At 71.3% G+C, this 17,464-nt stretch carries 14 protein-coding genes and 1 pseudogene; 11 read left to right on the top strand and 4 right to left on the bottom strand.

Annotated features, from left to right (window positions below):
- Positions 1 to 454 precede the first annotated feature (454 nt).
- From ACGF4C_RS01570 to ACGF4C_RS01550, 5 genes are all read left to right on the top strand, one after another.
- The gene (locus tag ACGF4C_RS01570) at positions 455 to 2,110 is read left to right on the top strand and encodes an ATP-binding protein (RefSeq protein WP_393562380.1); all 1,656 of its coding nucleotides are present in this window, start codon (positions 455 to 457) and stop codon (positions 2,108 to 2,110) included.
- A 263-nt stretch (positions 2,111 to 2,373) separates the two neighbouring features.
- Positions 2,374 to 3,786 (top strand): glycosyltransferase, encoded by a 1,413-nt coding sequence (locus ACGF4C_RS01565; protein ID WP_393562378.1) that lies wholly within the window; start codon positions 2,374 to 2,376, stop codon positions 3,784 to 3,786.
- Positions 3,783 to 6,359, top strand: coding sequence for a glycosyltransferase family 39 protein (locus ACGF4C_RS01560; RefSeq protein WP_393562376.1), 2,577 nt, complete (start codon positions 3,783 to 3,785; stop codon positions 6,357 to 6,359). Before ACGF4C_RS01565 ends, ACGF4C_RS01560 begins: the two co-directional genes overlap by 4 nt.
- Before the next feature lie 170 nt (positions 6,360 to 6,529).
- A complete protein-coding gene (locus ACGF4C_RS01555; RefSeq protein WP_393562374.1) occupies positions 6,530 to 8,176 on the top strand; it encodes an MFS transporter in 1,647 nt (548 codons plus the stop codon).
- 239 nt (positions 8,177 to 8,415) lie between these two features.
- A complete protein-coding gene (locus tag ACGF4C_RS01550) occupies positions 8,416 to 9,204 on the top strand; it encodes a TetR/AcrR family transcriptional regulator (RefSeq protein WP_393562373.1) in 789 nt (262 codons plus the stop codon).
- A gap of 233 nt (positions 9,205 to 9,437) precedes the next feature.
- Here ACGF4C_RS01550 and ACGF4C_RS01545 read toward each other — a convergent pair whose 3' ends face one another.
- The 3 genes from ACGF4C_RS01545 to ACGF4C_RS01535 all read right to left on the bottom strand — a co-directional run bounded on the left by ACGF4C_RS01545 (position 9,438) and on the right by ACGF4C_RS01535 (position 13,858).
- Positions 9,438 to 10,280, bottom strand: coding sequence for a YceI family protein (locus ACGF4C_RS01545; protein ID WP_393562371.1), 843 nt, complete (start codon positions 10,278 to 10,280; stop codon positions 9,438 to 9,440).
- Between the two features lie 354 nt (positions 10,281 to 10,634).
- Positions 10,635 to 13,301, bottom strand: coding sequence for an MFS transporter (locus ACGF4C_RS01540; RefSeq protein WP_393562370.1), 2,667 nt, complete (start codon positions 13,299 to 13,301; stop codon positions 10,635 to 10,637).
- A gap of 11 nt (positions 13,302 to 13,312) precedes the next feature.
- A complete protein-coding gene (locus ACGF4C_RS01535; protein ID WP_393562368.1) occupies positions 13,313 to 13,858 on the bottom strand; it encodes a MarR family winged helix-turn-helix transcriptional regulator in 546 nt (181 codons plus the stop codon).
- Positions 13,859 to 14,215: 357 nt separating this feature from the next.
- Here ACGF4C_RS01535 and ACGF4C_RS01530 point away from each other — a divergent pair, with 357 nt between their 5' ends.
- Positions 14,216 to 14,434 (top strand): hypothetical protein, encoded by a 219-nt coding sequence (locus ACGF4C_RS01530; RefSeq protein ID WP_393562366.1) that lies wholly within the window; start codon positions 14,216 to 14,218, stop codon positions 14,432 to 14,434.
- A 96-nt stretch (positions 14,435 to 14,530) separates the two neighbouring features.
- Here ACGF4C_RS01530 and ACGF4C_RS01525 read toward each other — a convergent pair whose 3' ends face one another.
- Positions 14,531 to 14,797, bottom strand: a complete 267-nt coding sequence (locus tag ACGF4C_RS01525) for a hypothetical protein (RefSeq protein ID WP_393562365.1) — start codon at positions 14,795 to 14,797, stop codon at positions 14,531 to 14,533.
- A 405-nt stretch (positions 14,798 to 15,202) separates the two neighbouring features.
- On the opposite strand from ACGF4C_RS01525, the gene ACGF4C_RS01520 reads away from it, so the two are divergent.
- The 5 genes and pseudogenes from ACGF4C_RS01520 (at position 15,203) to ACGF4C_RS01500 (ending at position 17,412) form a co-directional block, all read left to right on the top strand.
- Positions 15,203 to 15,445, top strand: a complete 243-nt coding sequence (locus ACGF4C_RS01520; protein ID WP_393562825.1) for a GntR family transcriptional regulator — start codon at positions 15,203 to 15,205, stop codon at positions 15,443 to 15,445.
- A pseudogene (locus ACGF4C_RS01515) lies at positions 15,442 to 15,648 on the top strand (GntR family transcriptional regulator); the annotation flags it as partial. The gene ACGF4C_RS01520 and the pseudogene ACGF4C_RS01515, both read left to right, overlap by 4 nt.
- On the top strand, positions 15,646 to 15,912 hold the full coding sequence (locus ACGF4C_RS01510) for a GntR family transcriptional regulator (RefSeq protein WP_393562823.1): 267 nt from the start codon (positions 15,646 to 15,648) through the stop codon (positions 15,910 to 15,912). The pseudogene ACGF4C_RS01515 and the gene ACGF4C_RS01510, both read left to right, overlap by 3 nt.
- Positions 15,913 to 16,205: 293 nt before the next feature.
- On the top strand, positions 16,206 to 16,967 hold the full coding sequence (locus ACGF4C_RS01505) for a MerR family transcriptional regulator (RefSeq protein ID WP_393562363.1): 762 nt from the start codon (positions 16,206 to 16,208) through the stop codon (positions 16,965 to 16,967).
- A gap of 82 nt (positions 16,968 to 17,049) precedes the next feature.
- Positions 17,050 to 17,412: a hypothetical protein gene (locus ACGF4C_RS01500; RefSeq protein WP_393562362.1), complete on the top strand. Its 363-nt coding sequence runs from the start codon at positions 17,050 to 17,052 to the stop codon at positions 17,410 to 17,412.
- Positions 17,413 to 17,464: the final 52 nt, after the last annotated feature.

The following is a 17,464-nucleotide window of genomic DNA, read 5'->3' as shown; positions in this document are numbered from 1 at the left end:
CGGTCACGGTCCTGCTCACGATCTCGGCCCTGCTCTCGGTTCCGGTCCCGGTCCTGCTCTCGGTCCCGGTGCTGGTCCCGACCCCGCTGCAGCTCTCGGTCCGGGTGCCGCGGGGGCGCCTCTTGCGGAGCCCGCGGCGGCGCCCGTTTCGGTGCCTGCGCCCTCGTCCGTTTCGGGTGCCGGATCCGAGCCTGCTTCTGTAGGAGCGCCCGCACCCATGGCCGGGGCCGCGCCGGCGTCCGTAACGGGAGGCGCGCCCGTAACCGAAGGCACGGCTCGGCCCGCGTCCGCGTCCCGGGCCGTGCGCTCGCCCGTTCCGCCACGCGAGTGCCCGGATGTTTCCGGGGCCGTGTCAGGTCGGGCGGCCGGGAGTGGGCGTACGGCCGGGGTCGGGCGGCGGTCGGCGGGTGCCGGGCGGCGGTGGACGTTGCGGACGCGGCTGGTGGTGTCGGCGGTGGCTCTGATTGCCGTTGTGGGGGCGGTGATCGGGATCGTCACCACCATCGCGTTGCATTCGTACCTCCAGGGGCAGTTGGACGAGCGGGTGAATGACAGCGTCGGACGGGCGATGATGCCGCGGCCGCACGATCCGATGCGGAGCGAAACCCTCGACTTCGTCGCGATGGTGGGCCAGCGCGTGGGCACGGTGGGGGCGCGGGTCGGGCGGGACGGTGCGCTCGACGTGGGGGCGCGGCTGAACAATTCGACCAGCCGGGAGCCCTCGGAGCGGTTGGCGTGGCTGACCGGTGAGCAGGTCGCGGCGCTGGACCGCGTACCGCGCGACGGCCGTCCGCACACCGCCAAGCTGCCCGGGCTCGGCGACTACCGCGTGCAGTCCGCGAAGGACGGCTCACTGGTGGCCGGGCTGCCGCTCGGCGAGGTCCAGGACACGGTCGGCCGGCTGGTGCTGATCGAGACGTGTGTGACGGTTGCCGGACTGGTCGCGGCGGGGATCGCCGGGGCGAGCATGGTGGGGATCGCGCTGCGGCCGCTGCGGCGGGTCGCCGCCACCGCCACCCGGGTCTCCGAACTCCCGCTGCACCAGGGCGAGGTGGCGCTGCACGTCCGCGTACCGGCGGCGGAGGCGGATGCCCGGACCGAGGTGGGGCAGGTCGGGGCGGCGCTCAACCGGATGCTGGGACACGTCGGCTCGGCGCTGTCGGTGCGTCAGGAGAGCGAGATGCGGGTGCGGCGGTTCGTCGCCGACGCCAGCCATGAGCTGCGGACGCCGCTGGCGTCGATCCGGGGGTACGCCGAGCTGACCCGGCGCGGGGACGAGCGGCCCGGGCCGGTGACCCGGCATGCCCTCGGGCGGATCGAGTCCGAGGCGGAGCGGATGACGGGGCTGGTGGAGGACCTGTTGCTGCTCGCACGGCTCGATTCGGGACGCCCGCTCTCGTACGAGAGCACTGATCTCTCGCCGCTGGTGGTGGACGCGGTGAGCGATGCACGGGTGGCCGGGCCCGGGCACCGGTGGCGGCTGGAGCTGCCGGACGAGCCGGCGTGGGTCCACGGCGACAGCGGGCGGCTGCACCAGGTCCTGGTGAACCTGCTGGCCAACGCCCGGACGCACACACCCGAGGGGACGACGGTGACGGCCCGGGTGGTCCCGCTGGCCGGATTCCCTGCACCACCTGTCGGATTCCCTGCGCCACAGGGGGAAATCCCAACGGGGCAAATCGCAACGGGGCGCGTCCCAACGGTGCACGTCCCAACGGGGCAGGTCCCAACGGTGCACGTCCCAACTGGGCAAATGCCAACGGCTCAGGCTTCACCGGGTGGTCAGGCTTCACCGGGTGGTCGGGTCTCACCGGGGGGTCAGGTCTCAGCCGTACAGGCTCTACAGAGGCGCGCCCGGCCCGGCCACGTCCCCCAGCCCGCCGTCCGGCTCCAGGTGGAGGATGACGGGCCCGGCATCCCGGCCGATCTCCTGCCGCGCGTGTTCGAACGGTTCACGCGCGGGGACGCCTCGCGCTCGCGGGCGGCCGGCAGCACAGGGCTCGGGCTCGCGATCGTGCAGGCCGTAGTTGCCGCGCACGGCGGTACGGTCGGCGTCGAGAGCGCACCGGGGCGGACGGTCTTCACGGTGACGCTGCCGTCCTCGCGGTGACGCTGCCTCCCGTCTTGGCGGTGGCCCTGTCTCCCTTGCCTTCGCGGTACCTCTGCCGTCATTGCTCGGTGACTCCACCCGTCTTCCCGGTGACCCCGCCCCGTCTTCCCAGTGCCCCCCCTCTCCACGGTGACGCCGCCCCGTCCCCACGGTGACCCTGTCGGCCGGCGGGACCACCCGTACCCGCTCACGGCCCGCCACTCACAGCCAGGCCACAGGCTCACCACATGGCCGTGACAGGGCCGTTGGCGAGGGTCGGGGGCATGACGACGACACAGCCGCCCGACACACCACTGGGCTCCTTGCCGCCTCGCGAGCATCTGTGCCTCGGCCAGACCGCGACCGTGCTGGATGTGGTCATCCCCGTCTACAACGAGGAGTCGGATCTGGAGCGGTGCGTCCGGCGGCTGCACGAGCACCTCGCGCGGACCTTCCCGTACGGGTTCCGGATCACCATCGCGGACAACGCGAGCACCGACCGTACGCCCGAGGTCGCCGCACGGCTCGATGACGCGATCGACGAGGTCACGGCCGTACGGCTGGAGCAGAAGGGGCGCGGGCGGGCGCTGCGCACCGTGTGGTCGCTCTCCGAGGCGCCGGTGCTGGCCTATATGGACGTCGACCTGTCGACGGACCTCAATGCCCTGCTGCCGTTGGTGGCGCCGTTGATCTCCGGGCACTCGGACCTGGCGATCGGTTCGCGGCTCAGCCGGAGCGCGCGGGTTGTTCGCGGACCGAAGAGGGAGTTCATCTCGCGAACGTACAACCTCATCCTGCGGGGTTCGCTCGCCGCCCGCTTCTCCGACGCGCAGTGCGGGTTCAAGGCCATACGGGGCGATGTCGCGGAGCGGCTGCTTCCGATGGTCGAGGACACCGGGTGGTTCTTCGACACCGAGATGCTGGTGCTCGCGGAGCGGGCCGGGCTGCGGATCCACGAGGTGCCGGTGGACTGGGTCGACGACCCGAACAGCACCGTGCACCTCGTGCGCACGGCCACCGACGACCTGAAGGGCGTCTGGCGGGTGGGGCGGGCGCTGGCGACCGGGGCGTTGCCGCTGGACCGGCTGGCCCGGCCGTTCGGGGACGATCCGCGGGACCGGGAGCTGCCCGGGGTGCCGGGCGGGCTGGCCCGTCAGCTCGTCGGCTTCTGCGTCGTCGGCGGGCTCAGCACCCTGCTGTACCTCGGGCTCTACTCCCTCTTCCGGCTCGGTACGGGCGCCCAACTGGCCAACGCCGCCGCACTGTTGTTGTCCGCGATGGCCAATACGGCGGCCAATCGGCGGCTCACCTTCGGGGTGCGCGGGCGGGACCGGGCGGTCCGCCATCAGGCCCAGGGCCTGGTGGTCTTCGCCATCGGCCTGGTGCTGACCAGCGGGTCCCTGGCCGCGCTTGACGCGGCCAGCGGACCGTCCTCGCACGGCACCGAACTGGCGGTGCTGGTGGCCGCCAACCTGGCGGCGACGGTGCTGCGGTTCCTGCTCTTCCGCGCCTGGGTGTTCCCGGACCGCGAGCGACGGGACGCTGCGGAGGGCGCTGCGCAGAGCGCCGCCGAGGGAGCCGCCGATGCCGTCGCCGATGCAGCGGCCGAGGACGCCCACGGGGGCGCCCACGGAGGCGCCCACGACGGCGCGCCACTGCACGACCAGAACCACGACTTTTCCAGGAGCACCCGATGAACCCGCGTCTGCGTCCACATCCGGACCCGCATCCGGACCCGCATCCGGACCCGCATCCGGACCCGCATTCGGACCTGCACCCTGCTGTCCCCCCTGGCGCCACGCCCCGGGAGCGCTGGGCGAGGCCCGCGCTCGTCGCGTTGTTGCTGGTCACGGCCGTGCTCTATCTCTGGAGCCTGTCCGCCTCCGGCTACGCCAACCAGTTCTACTCGGCCGCGGTACAGGCCGGCAGCGAGAGCTGGAAGGCGTTCTTCTTCGGTTCGTCCGACGCCGCGAACTCCATCACCGTCGACAAACCGCCGGCCGCGCTCTGGCCGATGGCGCTGTCCGTACGGCTCTTCGGTCTCAGCTCCTGGGCGATCCTGGTGCCCGAGGCGTTGATGGGCGTGGCGACCGTCGGTGTGCTGTACGCGACCGTACGACGGCGGTTCGGGGCGGGCGCGGGTCTGCTCGCCGGCGGGGTGCTGGCGGTGACGCCGGTGGCGGCGCTGATGTTCCGGTTCAACAACCCCGATGCGCTGCTCTGCCTGTTGATGGTGTGCGCGGTCGCGGCGGTACTGCGTGCGCTTGCGGACGGCCGGACGAAGTGGCTGGTGCTGGCCGGGCTCTGCTTCGGCGCCGGGTTCCTCACCAAGACGCTGCAGGCGTGGCTGATCCTGCCGGCGCTCGCCGTGGCCTACGCCTGCTGCGCGCCGGTGGGCCTGCGCAAGCGGTTCGGGCAACTGCTGCTCGCCGGGCTGGCGATCGTGCTGTCCGGCGGCTGGTGGGTGGCGATCGTCGAGCTCTGGCCGGCGTCCTCGCGGCCGTACATCGGTGGCTCGCAGACCAACAGCTTCCTGGAGCTGACCTTCGGCTACAACGGCTTCGGGCGGATCAGCGGCAACGAGACCGGCAGCGTCGGCGGGGGCGGACGCGGCCCGGGAGGGGGCGGCGGTTGGGGCGAGACCGGCCTCACCCGGCTGTTCTCGTCCGACATGGGCGGGCAGATCTCCTGGCTGCTGCCCGCCGCGCTGATCCTGCTGGTGGTGGCGGTGGGGCTGCTGTGGCGTGCCCGCCGTACGGCCGCCGGCGCCGTGCCTGTCGTGCCCACCGCACCCGTCGTGCCTGTCGTGCCCGAACGGGCCGCAGCCGAGCGAGTCGGGGCCGATCCGGTCGTAACCGCGAGCTCCACGACCGGCCTCGGCGCCGAACAGGCCGGTCAGCGGGCCGAGTTCCTGGTGTGGGGCGGTGCGCTGCTGATGACCTTCACGACGTTCAGCTTCATGTCCGGGATCTTTCACCAGTACTACAACATCGCACTGGCCCCGTACATCGCGGCGCTGGTCGGGATGGGCGCAACCCTGCTGTGGCGGCGTGGCGGGCGGCTGGCGTCGGTCGTGCTGGCGCTGACGGTCGCGGTGACCGCGGGCTGGTCGTACGTCCTGCTGAACCGCTCGCCCGACTGGCTGCCGTGGCTGCGCTGGACCGTACTGGCGCTCGGGGCGCTGGCCGCGGTGGGGCTTCTGCTGGGCGTACGGAAAACGGCGGCCGCGGACCAGCAGGTGGCTGCGGACCAGCAGAAGGCCATCAACCGACCGTTCGATGCGGACCGGCAGACGGCCGCGGACCAGCAGATGGGCGCGGACCGACAGAAGGCTGCGGACCAGCAGAGGGCGGCGGCTCGGGTCCCTGTCAGCCGGCGGATCGGCGTCGTTGCCGCAGGGCTCGGGGTGGTTACGGCGCTGGCCGGACCGGTCGCGTACACGCTCGACACCATCAATACGCCCAAGGGCGGGTCCATCATCACGGCCGGGCCTTCGGTGAGCGGCGGTATGGGCGGACCGGGCGGGGGCTTCCCCGGGGGCCGGCACCGCATGTGGCGCGGCAACAACGGCGCGATGCCGGGTGGGGGCGCGCTGCCGGGCGGCGGAGCGCAGGGCGGAGCCGGCGGAGCACAAACCGGAGCCGCCGGAGCGCAGGCGGGAGCCGCCGGAGCGCCCGGAGGCCCCGGGACCGCCGCCGGTCGGCTACCCGGTATGCGTGGTATGCGCGGTGTCCGCGGTATGCGCGGTGGCATGGGCGGCGCAATGGGCGGCCTGCTCAACGGCACCAAGGTCAGCGCCCGGGCCAAGGCCCTGCTGGAGAAGGACGCCGGCGACTACACCTGGGCCGCCGCAGCCATCGGCTCGCAGAACGCCGCCGGCTACCAGCTGGCCACCCAGAAGCCGGTGATGTCGATCGGTGGCTTCAACGGCAGCGACCCGTCGCCGACCCTCGCCCAGTTCAAGAAGTACGTCGCGGAAGGGAAGATCCACTACTTCATCGCGGGCGGCCGGGACGGCTTCGGCGCCGATGGCCCTGGCGGTCCCGGCGGCCCTGGGGGCTCCGGGGGCTCTGGGGGCACTGGTGGCCTTGCGGGTCGGAAGTGGACCGGCGGATTCGGCGGCCTCGGCGGCTTCGGCGGACGTGGCGGCCGTGGTGGTCAGGGCGGCGGACAGGGCCCCTCGTCCCAGATCAGCTCCTGGGTCGAGAAGACCTTCAAGAAGGTCACGGTCGGCAGCGCCACCTTCTACGACCTGACGAAGAGGGCCTGACCAGCACGTACGCCCAGACACGTACGCCCAGACACGTACGCCCAGACACGTACGCCCAGACGCGGACGCCCGGAATTGGTCGACCGCCACTCGGCCGAAAATCAAATGTACGGCGTATAACCAGCCCTGTACGGTGTATGGCAACCGCTCGCACCGTACAGGGAGCCCGTATGCCGTCCCCCGTGGCGTCCGACGCCGCAACCACCACGCTCCACCCGCCGGGCCGGCATGCCGCCCGCTGGCTGATCCTGGCCGTCATCTGCGTCGCCCAGCTCACGGTCGTCCTCGACAACACCGTCCTGAACGTCGCCATCCCCTCCCTCACCGAGGAGATGGGCGCGACCACCGCCGACGTCCAGTGGATGATCAACGCCTATTCGCTGGTCCAGTCGGGCCTGCTGCTCACCGCCGGCAACTCCGCCGACCGGTACGGCCGCAAGAAGATGCTCGCCGTCGGCCTGGTGCTGTTCGGCCTGGCCTCGCTCGGGGCCGCGCTCGCCCAGTCGCCCGGCCAGCTGATCGCGGCCCGGGCCGGTATGGGCGTCGGCGGTGCGCTGCTGGTCACCACCACGCTCGCGGTCGTCATGCAGATCTTCGACGACGAGGAGCGCCCCAAGGCGATCGGCATCTGGAGCTCGGTCAACTCCCTCGGCTTCGCCGCCGGCCCGCTGATCGGCGGTTCGCTGCTCGACCACTTCTGGTGGGGCTCCCTGTTCCTGGTCAACCTCCCGGTCGCCGTCATAGCCGTCGCGGCGGTCGTCACCCTCGTCCCCGAGTCCAAGAGCCGCGGCGGCGATCTCCCCCACCCTCGAACGGGCTCGGGCGGGGGGACCCCCATGGACCTCCTCGGCGCCCTGCTCTCCATGATCGGTATGGGCGGAGTGGTCTTCGCGATCATCTCCGGGCCACACGCCGGCTGGCTCTCCGGCCAGGTGCTGATCTCCGCCGCCATCGGGATCGCCGGCCTCGCCCTCTTCGCGGGATGGGAACTGCACACCCCCCACCCCATGCTGGACATGCACTTCTTCCGCAACCGCCGGTTCATCGGCGCGGTCTCCGGCGGCATCCTGGTCGCCTTCGGGATGGGCGGCTCGATGTTCCTGCTCACCCAGCACCTCCAACTGGTGCTCGGATACGGCCCGTTGGACGCCGGTCTGCGGATGGCGCCGCTCGCCGTCACCGTCATCCTGATCAACTTCACCGGCCTGGGCGCCCGCCTGATGCCGAAGTTCGGCACCCCCGGCATGATCATCACCGGGATGTCGCTGCTCGCCGCCGGACTCGCCGCCATAGCGCTGCTCGGCGGACACAGCTACGGCGGCATGCTCACCGGTCTCATCGTGATGGGCATCGGCGTCGCGCTCGCCATGCCGACGATGGCCAACGCGATCATGTCCGCCATCCCGCCGGCCAAGGCCGGCGTGGGCGCCGGGGTCAACGGCACGCTGATGGAATTCGGCCAGGGCCTCGGCGTCGCCGTCCTCGGCGCGGTCCTCAACTCCCGCTTCACGGCCCTGCTCCCACTGGCGGCCGCGGGCGCCGGCTCGCTCTCCGCGGCCCTCGCCCGTACGCACGGCACCGCCGAACGGACCGCCGTCCAGGACGCCTTCGCCTCCGGCATCGGCACCAGCCAGCTGGTCGGCGCGGCCGCGGTGTTCCTCGGCGGACTGCTCGCCGCCGTACTCCTGCGCCGGGCGGAACGCACCGGGCATGAGCAGGGGACACCGGAGGCACCCGAAGCACCCGAAGCACCCGAGGCCCGAGAAGCACAGGGGGCACAGAGGGCGCAGGGGTCACACGGGGCACAGGTGGTCTGAGGGACGACGTCAGCGACACCGGCGGCATCAGTGGCATCGACAGCACCGGAAGCGCCGGAAGCGGCCGCCGCTGCCGCGGAATAGCATCGACGGTGCAGAAGATCGTGGAACGCCGACGTGCCGGACACGTAGGCCGACCTGCCGAACGTGCACGCCGACGTATCGACCCTGCACGCCGACGTGCCGAACGTGAATGCCGTACAGCACGTGAAAACCTGAACAAGAAGAGGACGGACGCCATGACCGCCACCAACGGCCGTGCCGGTAAGCGGCCGCACAGCGTCTGGCTGACCGAGCGCCCCCCGCTCAAGCGCAAGGCGGAGCAGCCGGCCGGACTCGACCTCGACAAGATCGTCGGGGCGACCGTCCGGCTGCTGGACGACGAGGGGCTGGCGAGGTTCTCGATGCGCCGCCTCGCCGCCGAGCTCGGTGTCACCGCGATGTCCGTCTACTGGTACGTCGATACCAAGGACGATCTGCTGGAGCTGGCCGTCGACGCGGTGGCCGGCGAGCTGCCCCTGCCCGACGAGTCGGAGCCCGGCGCCGACTGGCGCGAACAGCTCCGGGTCCTCGCCACCGGATACCGCGACATGCTGCTGCGGCACCCCTGGGCGGCCCGGCTGCTGGGCGAGTTCATCAACATCGGCCCGCACTCGACGGCGTTCTCCAACGCCACGCTGCGGGTGATGGGGCGCAGCGGCCTGGACGCCGAGCGCACGTCCGGCGCGCTGGCGTCGCTGTTCCACTTCGTCTACGGCTTCGCGACGATCCGGGCGACGCACGAGGCGCGGTGCCGGGCCGCGGGCATCAGCCTGGACGACTACTTCGAGCAGGTCGTCTCAGCCATCTCGGGCCGCCCGGAGTTCGCCGAGACGATGGAACTGTCCCTCCGTGCCGACCGCGTCCGTACGGGCCGGTCGGCCGTGGCCATGCTGGACCGGGACTTCGCCTTCGCACTCGACCTGCAGATCGCGGGCATCGAGGCGATGCGGGGCGGGGGCGAGGGTGAGGGCGGGCGCGAGGCGTGACCTGGGCGGGGGCTTGGGGGCTTGGGGAACTCGGGCGAAAGGGGCCGGAGGAGGGCCCTTAGGGAGCGGTCGAACAGATCCCCTAGGGGGTCGAAACGCCCCCTGCGGGCCTACAACGCACCGTGAGGCCAAGCTATTCCCGCCAGGCAGCCGGGCAAGCTATTCCCGCCACGCAGCCGGGCAAGCTATTCCCGCCACGCCGCCGCTCGTCCCACCCTCGCCTCACCCTCGCCTCACCCCATAGGCAAGCTCTCCCCCTGTACCGCCTGGATGTCCAGTTCGACCTTCAGGGTGGTGCCGATCGCGGCGATACCGGCGGCCACGACCTGGTTGTAGTTCATCTTGAAGTCCTCGCGCCGCAGTTCGGCCGTGGCGCGGAAGGCCGCGCGGACGCCGCCCCACGGGTCGGGCCCGGTGCCGAGGTAGCTCAGGTCCAGGTCCACCGGGCGGACGACGCCGTGCAGGGACAGGTCGCCGTGCACGGTCCAGCGGTCCGGGCCGGCCGGTGACAGGCCGGTGCTGCGGTACGTGATCTCCGGGTACACCTCGACGTTGAGGAAGTCCTCGTTGCGCAGGTGCCCGTCGCGCATGCCGTTGCCGGTGTCGATCGACGACGCCTTGATGACCGCGTCGACCCGCGACTTCCCCAGGTCCTCGCCGATCTCGATGCGGCCGCTGAACTCCGTGAACCGGCCGTGCACGCTGGAGATGCCCAGGTGCTGGGCGACCGCGCCCACCGTGGAGTGCATCGGGTCGATGGTCCAGGCGCCGGGCGGCGGCAGTTCGGCCCCGCCCTGCCGGGCCAGCACGACGTTGCCGACCTCCATCCGGCCGCTCGCCGTCACGATCGCGCTGGAGGCGACCGGTGCGTAGCCGACGGCCGTCACGATGACCGTGTACGGGCCGGCGGGCAGCGGCGTCTCGCTGCGGACGGCACCGTCCTCGTCCGCCGCGGCACGCAGCACCTGCGCGCCCGTCATGTCGGTGACGGTCAGCACGGCGTGCTGCACCGCCCAGCCGTCCCGTGTGCGGACCTGCGCCCTTACGCCCGCAGCTCCCGCGCCCGTCGAAGTCATTGCCTCTCCCGTGTGTTGCTGGTGGTGCCCCGGCTCCGGGCTCGGGCTGAGCCGGGAGTTCGGAGGGTGTCGGACCCCGGCGGTCCGGAAGCCCGGGTGTCGGACCCCGGCGGCGGCGTGCAGGCCGTCCCCTGCCTGTGCGCCACCCCGCCGCCGGAGTCCTGGGGTCCGGTCCGGGACGCGTCTCCGCTCAACGCGTGTCCCGGCCCGGGGTCTTGCTGCCCGGGTTGCTGCCCGGCCATTCCGTACGGGTCTTCTGTACGGGCCTTCCGTACGGCCTCCCGTACGGACCTGGCCGTAGAGGCCTGGCCGGTCGGGCATGCCGTGCGCACGCCCCCGGCCCCCGGCCCCCGGTCAGTCCCCGGGGTGGGCGAGCTGGACGTCGTAGCCGTCGACCCCGCGGGCGTCGATCGCGAGACCGGTGGCCACCGGCGGGTAGCCGCTCGCGATGACCGTGTAGTCACCGGCGTCCAGGTCGGTGAAGGCGTACGCGCCGTCGTCACCGGTGGTCGAGGTGGCCACGACGTTGCCGGCCGCGTCCACCAGCGTCACCCGGGCGTCGGGCAGCGGCCGGCCGGCCCCGTTCGGACCACCCGCCCGTACGACGCCCTGCACCCGCGCGCCGGACAGCAGCTCGACCTCGATGCGGGTGGTGCCCTGGCCGCCGATCTCGACCGGCAGCGCGGCCGGCCGGAAGTTGGCGGCGTTCACCGCGACCGTGAAGGTGCCGGGGGCCAGCTCGTCGAAGGAGAAGTACCCCTCGGCGCCCGTCTTCCCGGTGGCCAGCACCTCGCCGCGGACGTCGGTGACGACGACCATGGCGTCCGCCACCGGCTCGCCGGTGACCGCGCTGCGCACCTGGCCACCGAGGCCGCTGGTGCCGCTGAGCAGGATGTCGTAGCCGTACGGCTGGTCGCCGACGACGACCGTGGAGGCCTGCGGCTGGTGCCCGTCGGCCGCCGCGATCAGCACGTACGAGCCGGCGCCGGGCGCGTTCAGTACGTACGAGCCGTTGGCCTGGGCGACCGCCCGGCCGAGCTGACGGCCGCCGAGCGAGATCAGCGTGACCGCGGAGCGCGGGACGGGGTGGCCCTCCGCGTTGCGTACGAATCCGTGGACGGCCGGCCCGGCGGGCACGGCGTCGCCGCCACCGGCCGAGGCGTAACCCTGCAGGGGCTGCGCGGCCGGCTGCGCCCACGAGGGGGTGTGGCCGCCGTCGTCCGAGGTCACCGGTGCGGCACCGACGAGGGCGGGCTCCCGCTCCTCCGCCGCGCCGCCCGCCGCAGCGCCAGAGGCGGCGGCCTGCAGCGGAAGCGTCGCCTCCGACGGGGTCACCGAAGGGGTCACCGACGGGCTCGCCGACGACGGCGCGCCCGCGCCGCTCTCGGCGCCCTGGACGCCGTGGGCGCCCTCCGAGCTCTGGGCCAGTCCGCCCCGCGTCTTCAACGCGACCTCCTTGATGAACAGGGTGAAGAGGAAGGCGAGCAGCGCGCAGGGCGCCGCGTAGAGGAACACATCGGCCACACCGTGGCCGTAGGCGCTCTCCATGACGGTGCGCAGCGGCGCCGGGAGGGCGTCCAGGTCCGGGATGCCGCCGCTGTTGCCGGAGGCGTGCGCGGCGGCCTTGGCGGCCTTGGGGCCGAGTTCGGCCAGGCCGTCCTTGACGTAGTGGGTGACGCGGTTGGCGAGCACCGCACCGAGGGCCGAGACGCCCACCGCACCGCCGAGGGAACGGAAGAAGGTCACGACGGACGAGGCGGAACCGAGGTCCGACGGCGCGACCTGGTTCTGCGTGGCGAGCACCAGGTTCTGCATCATCATGCCGATGCCGAGACCCATCAGCGCCATGAAGATCGCGATGTGCCAGTACTCGGTGTCGTAGCGGATGGTGCTCAGCAGGCCGAGGCCGGCGGTCAGCAGCACACCACCGGAGACCAGCCAGGCCTTCCAGCGACCGGTCTTGGTGATGACCTGGCCCGAGACGGTCGAGGAGATGAACAGGCCGCCGATCATCGGGATCGTCATGATGCCGGACATCGTCGGCGACTTGCCGCGCGCCAGCTGGAAGTACTGGCTGAAGAAGACGGTGCCGGTGAACATCGCGATACCGACGAACAGGGAGGCCACCGACGCCAGGGTGATCGTCTTGTTGCGGAACAGCCGCAGCGGGATGATCGGCTCCTTGGCCTTGGTCTCGACGAAGACGAAGACCGCGCCGAGCACCACCGCGCCGCCGACCATCGCGGCGGTCTGCCACGACAGCCAGTCGTACTTGTCGCCGGCCAGCGTCACCCACACCAGCAGCAGCGAGACCGCCGCGCTGATGAAGAACGCGCCCGCCCAGTCGACCTTGACGCCCTCACGCTTGACGACGGGAAGCTTCAGGGTCTTCTGCAGCACGATCAGGGCGATCACCGCGAACGGCACACCCACGTAGAAGCACCAGCGCCAGCCGAGCCAGTCGGTGTCGGTGATGACGCCGCCGAGCAGCGGGCCGCCGACGGTGGCGACGGCGAAGGTGGCGCCGAGGTAGCCGCTGTACCGGCCGCGCTCCCGCGGCGAGATCATCGCGGCCATCACGATCTGGGCCAGGGCGGACAGACCGCCCACGCCTATGCCCTGCACGACGCGGCAGGCGATCAGCATGCCGGTGTTCTGCGACAGACCGGCGACGACCGAGCCCGCGACGTAGATGACCAGCGCGAACTGCACCAGCAGCTTCTTGCTGAACAGGTCGGAGAGCTTGCCCCACAGGGGCGTGGTCGCGGTCATCGCCAGCAGCGAGGCGGTCACGACCCAGGTGTAGGCGCTCTGCCCGCCGTCCAGATCATGGATGATCTCCGGCAGCGCGTTGGACACGATCGTCGACGAGAGGATGGCGACGAACATGCCGAGCAGCAGCCCGGACAGCGCCTCCATGATCTGACGGTGCGTCATGGGGGCCCCGTCGGAGGCGTGGTGATGACCGCCTCCATGCTTGGCGTGGCCGCCCCGCACACCGGCTGGTGTGGTCGTAGCCATGTGGTTCCTTTTCATCCTGCGGGTGTACGGGTGCTGAGGTCGTTGCGGGTGGTGAAGTCGTTGCGGCTGCTGACGTCGTTACGGATGGTGAAGTCGTTACGGGTGTTGACGTCGTGGTGCGCCCGGGTCCGGCAGTCGCCGAAGCTCGTACGGAGCCGGGCGAGCAGCTCGTTGAGGAGACCGACGTCGTCGTCGCTCCAGTCGCCGAGATACCGGGCGAGCGCGGCGGTGTAGCGCGCGGAGAGCTCCTGGAGCATCTCCGTGCCGCTCGGGGTCAGCCGCAGCAGCCGCGACCGCTTGTCCGCCGGATCGGGCTCCCGCTCGATCCAGCCACGCTCGCAGACGTGCGCCACGTGCCGGCTGGTGACGGACATGTCGATCGCCATCAGCTCGGCCAGCTGACTCATCCGCATCTCGCCGTGCCGGTCGAGAAGGGTGAGGACGGCGGCCGAGGCGGGCGGGCAGTCCTGGGGCAGGATCCGCCCCATCTCCCGCTTGACGGCCCCGATGGCGCTGAGTTGCCTGGCCAGCTCCTCGTACTGACTGTGAGCGGCCACCGGCTCCTCCACGCATCCTTCGCTCAGCTCGATCGCACGTCTTTTGTTGCTTGAGGCAACCATACGCACAGTTGGTTGCTGAAGGCAAACGACTGGGTGGCATGTACAGGCAAAGGCTGCACCAAGACCGCGTCCCGCGATCTGCCGGTGATCACCGGGCCACGCGCAAAGCTGCAGGTCCGCGGGGGTGGCCGGAAAGCACCCCACAAATCCCCACAACGCGACCACATCGCTCACGAGTGGCACACTTCACGCGGGCAGCCCTCCCCATCGACCCGCCCGCCCCCTCCTCCCGTGGTCGCCCCACACCCGCCCCAGGGGTGCCCCCGGCCACCCGGTTCGCTAGGGTCCTGCCTCATGGCGACCAACCCGCAGAACCAGGCCGACGGGAACTACGACCCCGCGGGCAGCACGCAGATGTTCCGTGCCTTCGTGGACGAGGGCGGCACTCCCCAGGCCGGCGCCCGCCGCGCCCCGGCCCCCCAGCAGTCGGCCGGCCCCCGCGTGGGCGTCATCGTCGGCGTCATCGTCGCCCTCCTGGTCGTCGCGGGCGCGGCGTGGCTGGCGCTGTCGTAACAAGTCGCCCTTGAGTTCCAGTTCTCGGTCTTACGGAGACGGGGCCCGGCGGCAACAACCGCCGGGCCCCGCTGCCTTACGCGTTCGTTGCCGCCGCTACCCCGCCTGCCCGCCCCGGCTCTCGACGATCCGCAGGGCGTCCCGCAGCGCTTCACACAGCCTGTGGACACAGAACCGGAGCTCGTCGGCAGACGGCTTTCCCGGGCCCCGCAGCAGCTCGGTCGCCCGTGCCAACACTTCCTCGCCGGTGCTCACCTGCACCTCTTCCATCTCGTCGGCGAGCCGTGACAGAAACCCGCCGTTGTCGTCGGCGGAGAGATAACACCGCTGCCCGCCCGGCCCACTCCAGGGCAGCAGCCGCATCCCACCGCGCCTCACGAAGCGGCCGCCATCTCGATGTCACGCAGAAAGGCCCACTCCCGCCGGGCCTCCTGCCGCTCGTGCAGGAGGAGGTAGGGCCGTACGAGAGGGGAGGCGTCGCCGTCGAGGGGGGATTCGGGGCGGCGGGGCGGACGTTGAGATGGATGGTGACGGGGTGGCTGAGGGAGGGCGAGGGGGACGAGGCGGCGCCGCGCCCTTAACCGGGCGACGAGCCTGCGCATAAGGTTCCGCATGTCGACCTGCTCTCTTCAGGTTGGCCATGCCCCGGGGGTGTTGGCGCACCCGCCGGGGTCTTTCCCCGCGAGCCTACGGGCTCCTGTTAGCCCCTGTCTATAGCTATACCTCTCTATGCCCGGCTAAATACTGGTGCATACAGTCCCGTTCGTGATGGAGTTCGACCCGACGTTGCCGAAGTGGAAGCAGATTGCCGATGTGATCCGGAAGCGGATCGCGGACGGCACGTACCCGCCACACCACCTGATCTCCGAAGTGCGGATGGAGCAGGAATTCGGCGTCGCGCGCGTGACCGTTCGCAAGGTCACGGCCGCCCTCCGGGAGGAAGGGCTCATTGTCACCACGCCGGGGATGGGCTCCTTCGTGACACCACAACCGCCGGGTACGGCGAAGTGATCGAGTTCACCCCCGACCGGCCCAGGTGGCGCCAGGTCGCGGACGTGATCCGCACTCGCATCGCCGACGGCAGGTATTCCCCGGGGACACGGGTGCCGTCGGTGCTCCAACTTCAGGAAGAGTTCGGCATTGCCGGGGTGACGGCCCAGAAGGTGCACCGCGGACTGCGGGCCGAGGGGCTGATCTATACCGAGCCCGGGATGGGTTCGTTCGTCTCGAAGGAGCTCCGGGGAGAGCTCAAGCGGCCCAAGTGGGAGCAGATCGCCGACGTTATCCGCGAGCGGATTGCGGACGGCACGTATCCGCCGAAGCACCTGCTCTCCGAGGTGCGCATGGAGCAGGAATTCGGCGTCGCGCGCGTGACCGTTCGTAAGGTCACGGCCGCCCTCCGGGAGGAAGGGCTCATCGTCACCACGCCGGGAATGGGGTCGTTCGTGACGCTGCAACGGCCGGGCAGCGGTCAGTGAACCAGCCCCTAGGGAACGGTCGAACAGATCCCGTAGGGGTCACGCGGGCCCCCTGCTAGGGCCACAACGCTGCGGTCGGGCGCGGTATTCCCAAGGCCAGGCAGATGAGTTGGCGGCGGTGCGGCACCCTCAAGTCTTGGCCCACGAGTTGGCCGTAGTGGCGCCGCGTCGGCCGGCTGCCGACGAGTGACCCACCCGCCAAACGAACGACTTGCGCTTTCCGTTGCGTCAACTTCTACGTTCGTTCTCGAGGCCGGAGAGACCGGCCCGGCGATGAAAGGTACGGCACGGCCATGGCCTGGTCGATCGCGGACGTGGCCCGGATGTCCGGGGTGACGTCCCGGACCCTGCGGCACTACGACGACATCGGCCTGCTCGTCCCCGCGTACACCGGGGGCAACGGCCACCGCTACTACGGAGAGGCCGAGTTGCTGCGCTTGCAGCAGATCCTGCTGATGCGCGAACTGGGCCTGGGCCTCCGCGATATCGCGACGGTCCTGGAGCGCCAGGTCGACCAGGTGGCCGCGCTGCGCGCCCATCTGCGCAAGCTGGCGGCCGAGCGCGACCGGCTCGATGCGCTGGTCCGCACGGTCGGCCGCACCATCGCCGAACTGGAGGATGACAAGGACACCGACACCATGGAAAAGATCAACAACCCGGAGAACCTCTTCATCGGCTTCGACACCACGCGCCACGAGGAGACCGCCCGCGAGCAGTGGCCCCACCAGGCCCAGCAGTCGGCGCAGTTCGCGGCCACGCTCAGCGAGGCGGACATGGAGCGGATGCAGCGTGCGGCGACCGCCGCGATGGCCCGCATGGCGGAGCTGATGCAGGCCGGCACGCCGGTGACGGACCCGGCGGTGCAGGCCGAGGTCGATGCCCACTACCAGGGCATCTGCCGGATGTGGACCCCGAACGCGGCCGCGTTCAAGGCCCTCGGGCAGAACTACGTCGACGACGCGACGTGGCGCGCGGCCTACGACCGGGTCGCCAACGGCCTGGCCGAGTACCAGCGGGACGCGATGACGGCCTACGCCGACGCCACACTGAGCTGACCTCCCGCCAGCCCTACCGCCACCGACTGTCTGGGGGCTGCAGACCCCAGCAGCCGGGAAACCTTCCCGGAGCAATTGCGCCGTGATTCCCTCTCACTGGATCCGCCACCACCGCCGAGAGGACAACGAACTCCTCGGCTATCTACGGCCTGTCGACGGCGACCCGGACCAGTTCGTTCCGGTCACCCTCTTCGGCCACCCGCTCGGCGACCCGACCGAAGAAGCGGCCGCCCGCCGTCGCCTGGACCGCACCGGACTCGACTACCTGGCCAAGGACTGGCTGCTGTCCCTGCCCGACCACCCGGAGGCCATCGCCGTCCACATCGTCGAGGTCACCCCACAGCAGGTACGGGTGCAGAACATCGACTACGGCTACCCGCACGCGAACATCGGCCACATCTTCGTCCTCGACGTCCCCACCGCCGACCAACTCCGCCCCCGCTGACGCCTGCCCTGCCCCCTTCTCCCCACGGTGATGCGCGTGGTGCCGGGCCGGG

This window comes from Streptomyces sp. NPDC048197, assembly GCF_043202395.1.
Classification (GTDB): domain Bacteria; phylum Actinomycetota; class Actinomycetes; order Streptomycetales; family Streptomycetaceae; genus Streptomyces; species Streptomyces siderophoricus.
Note: the sequence above shows the minus strand (reverse complement) of the source record. Positions and strands in the feature narration are given on the sequence as shown.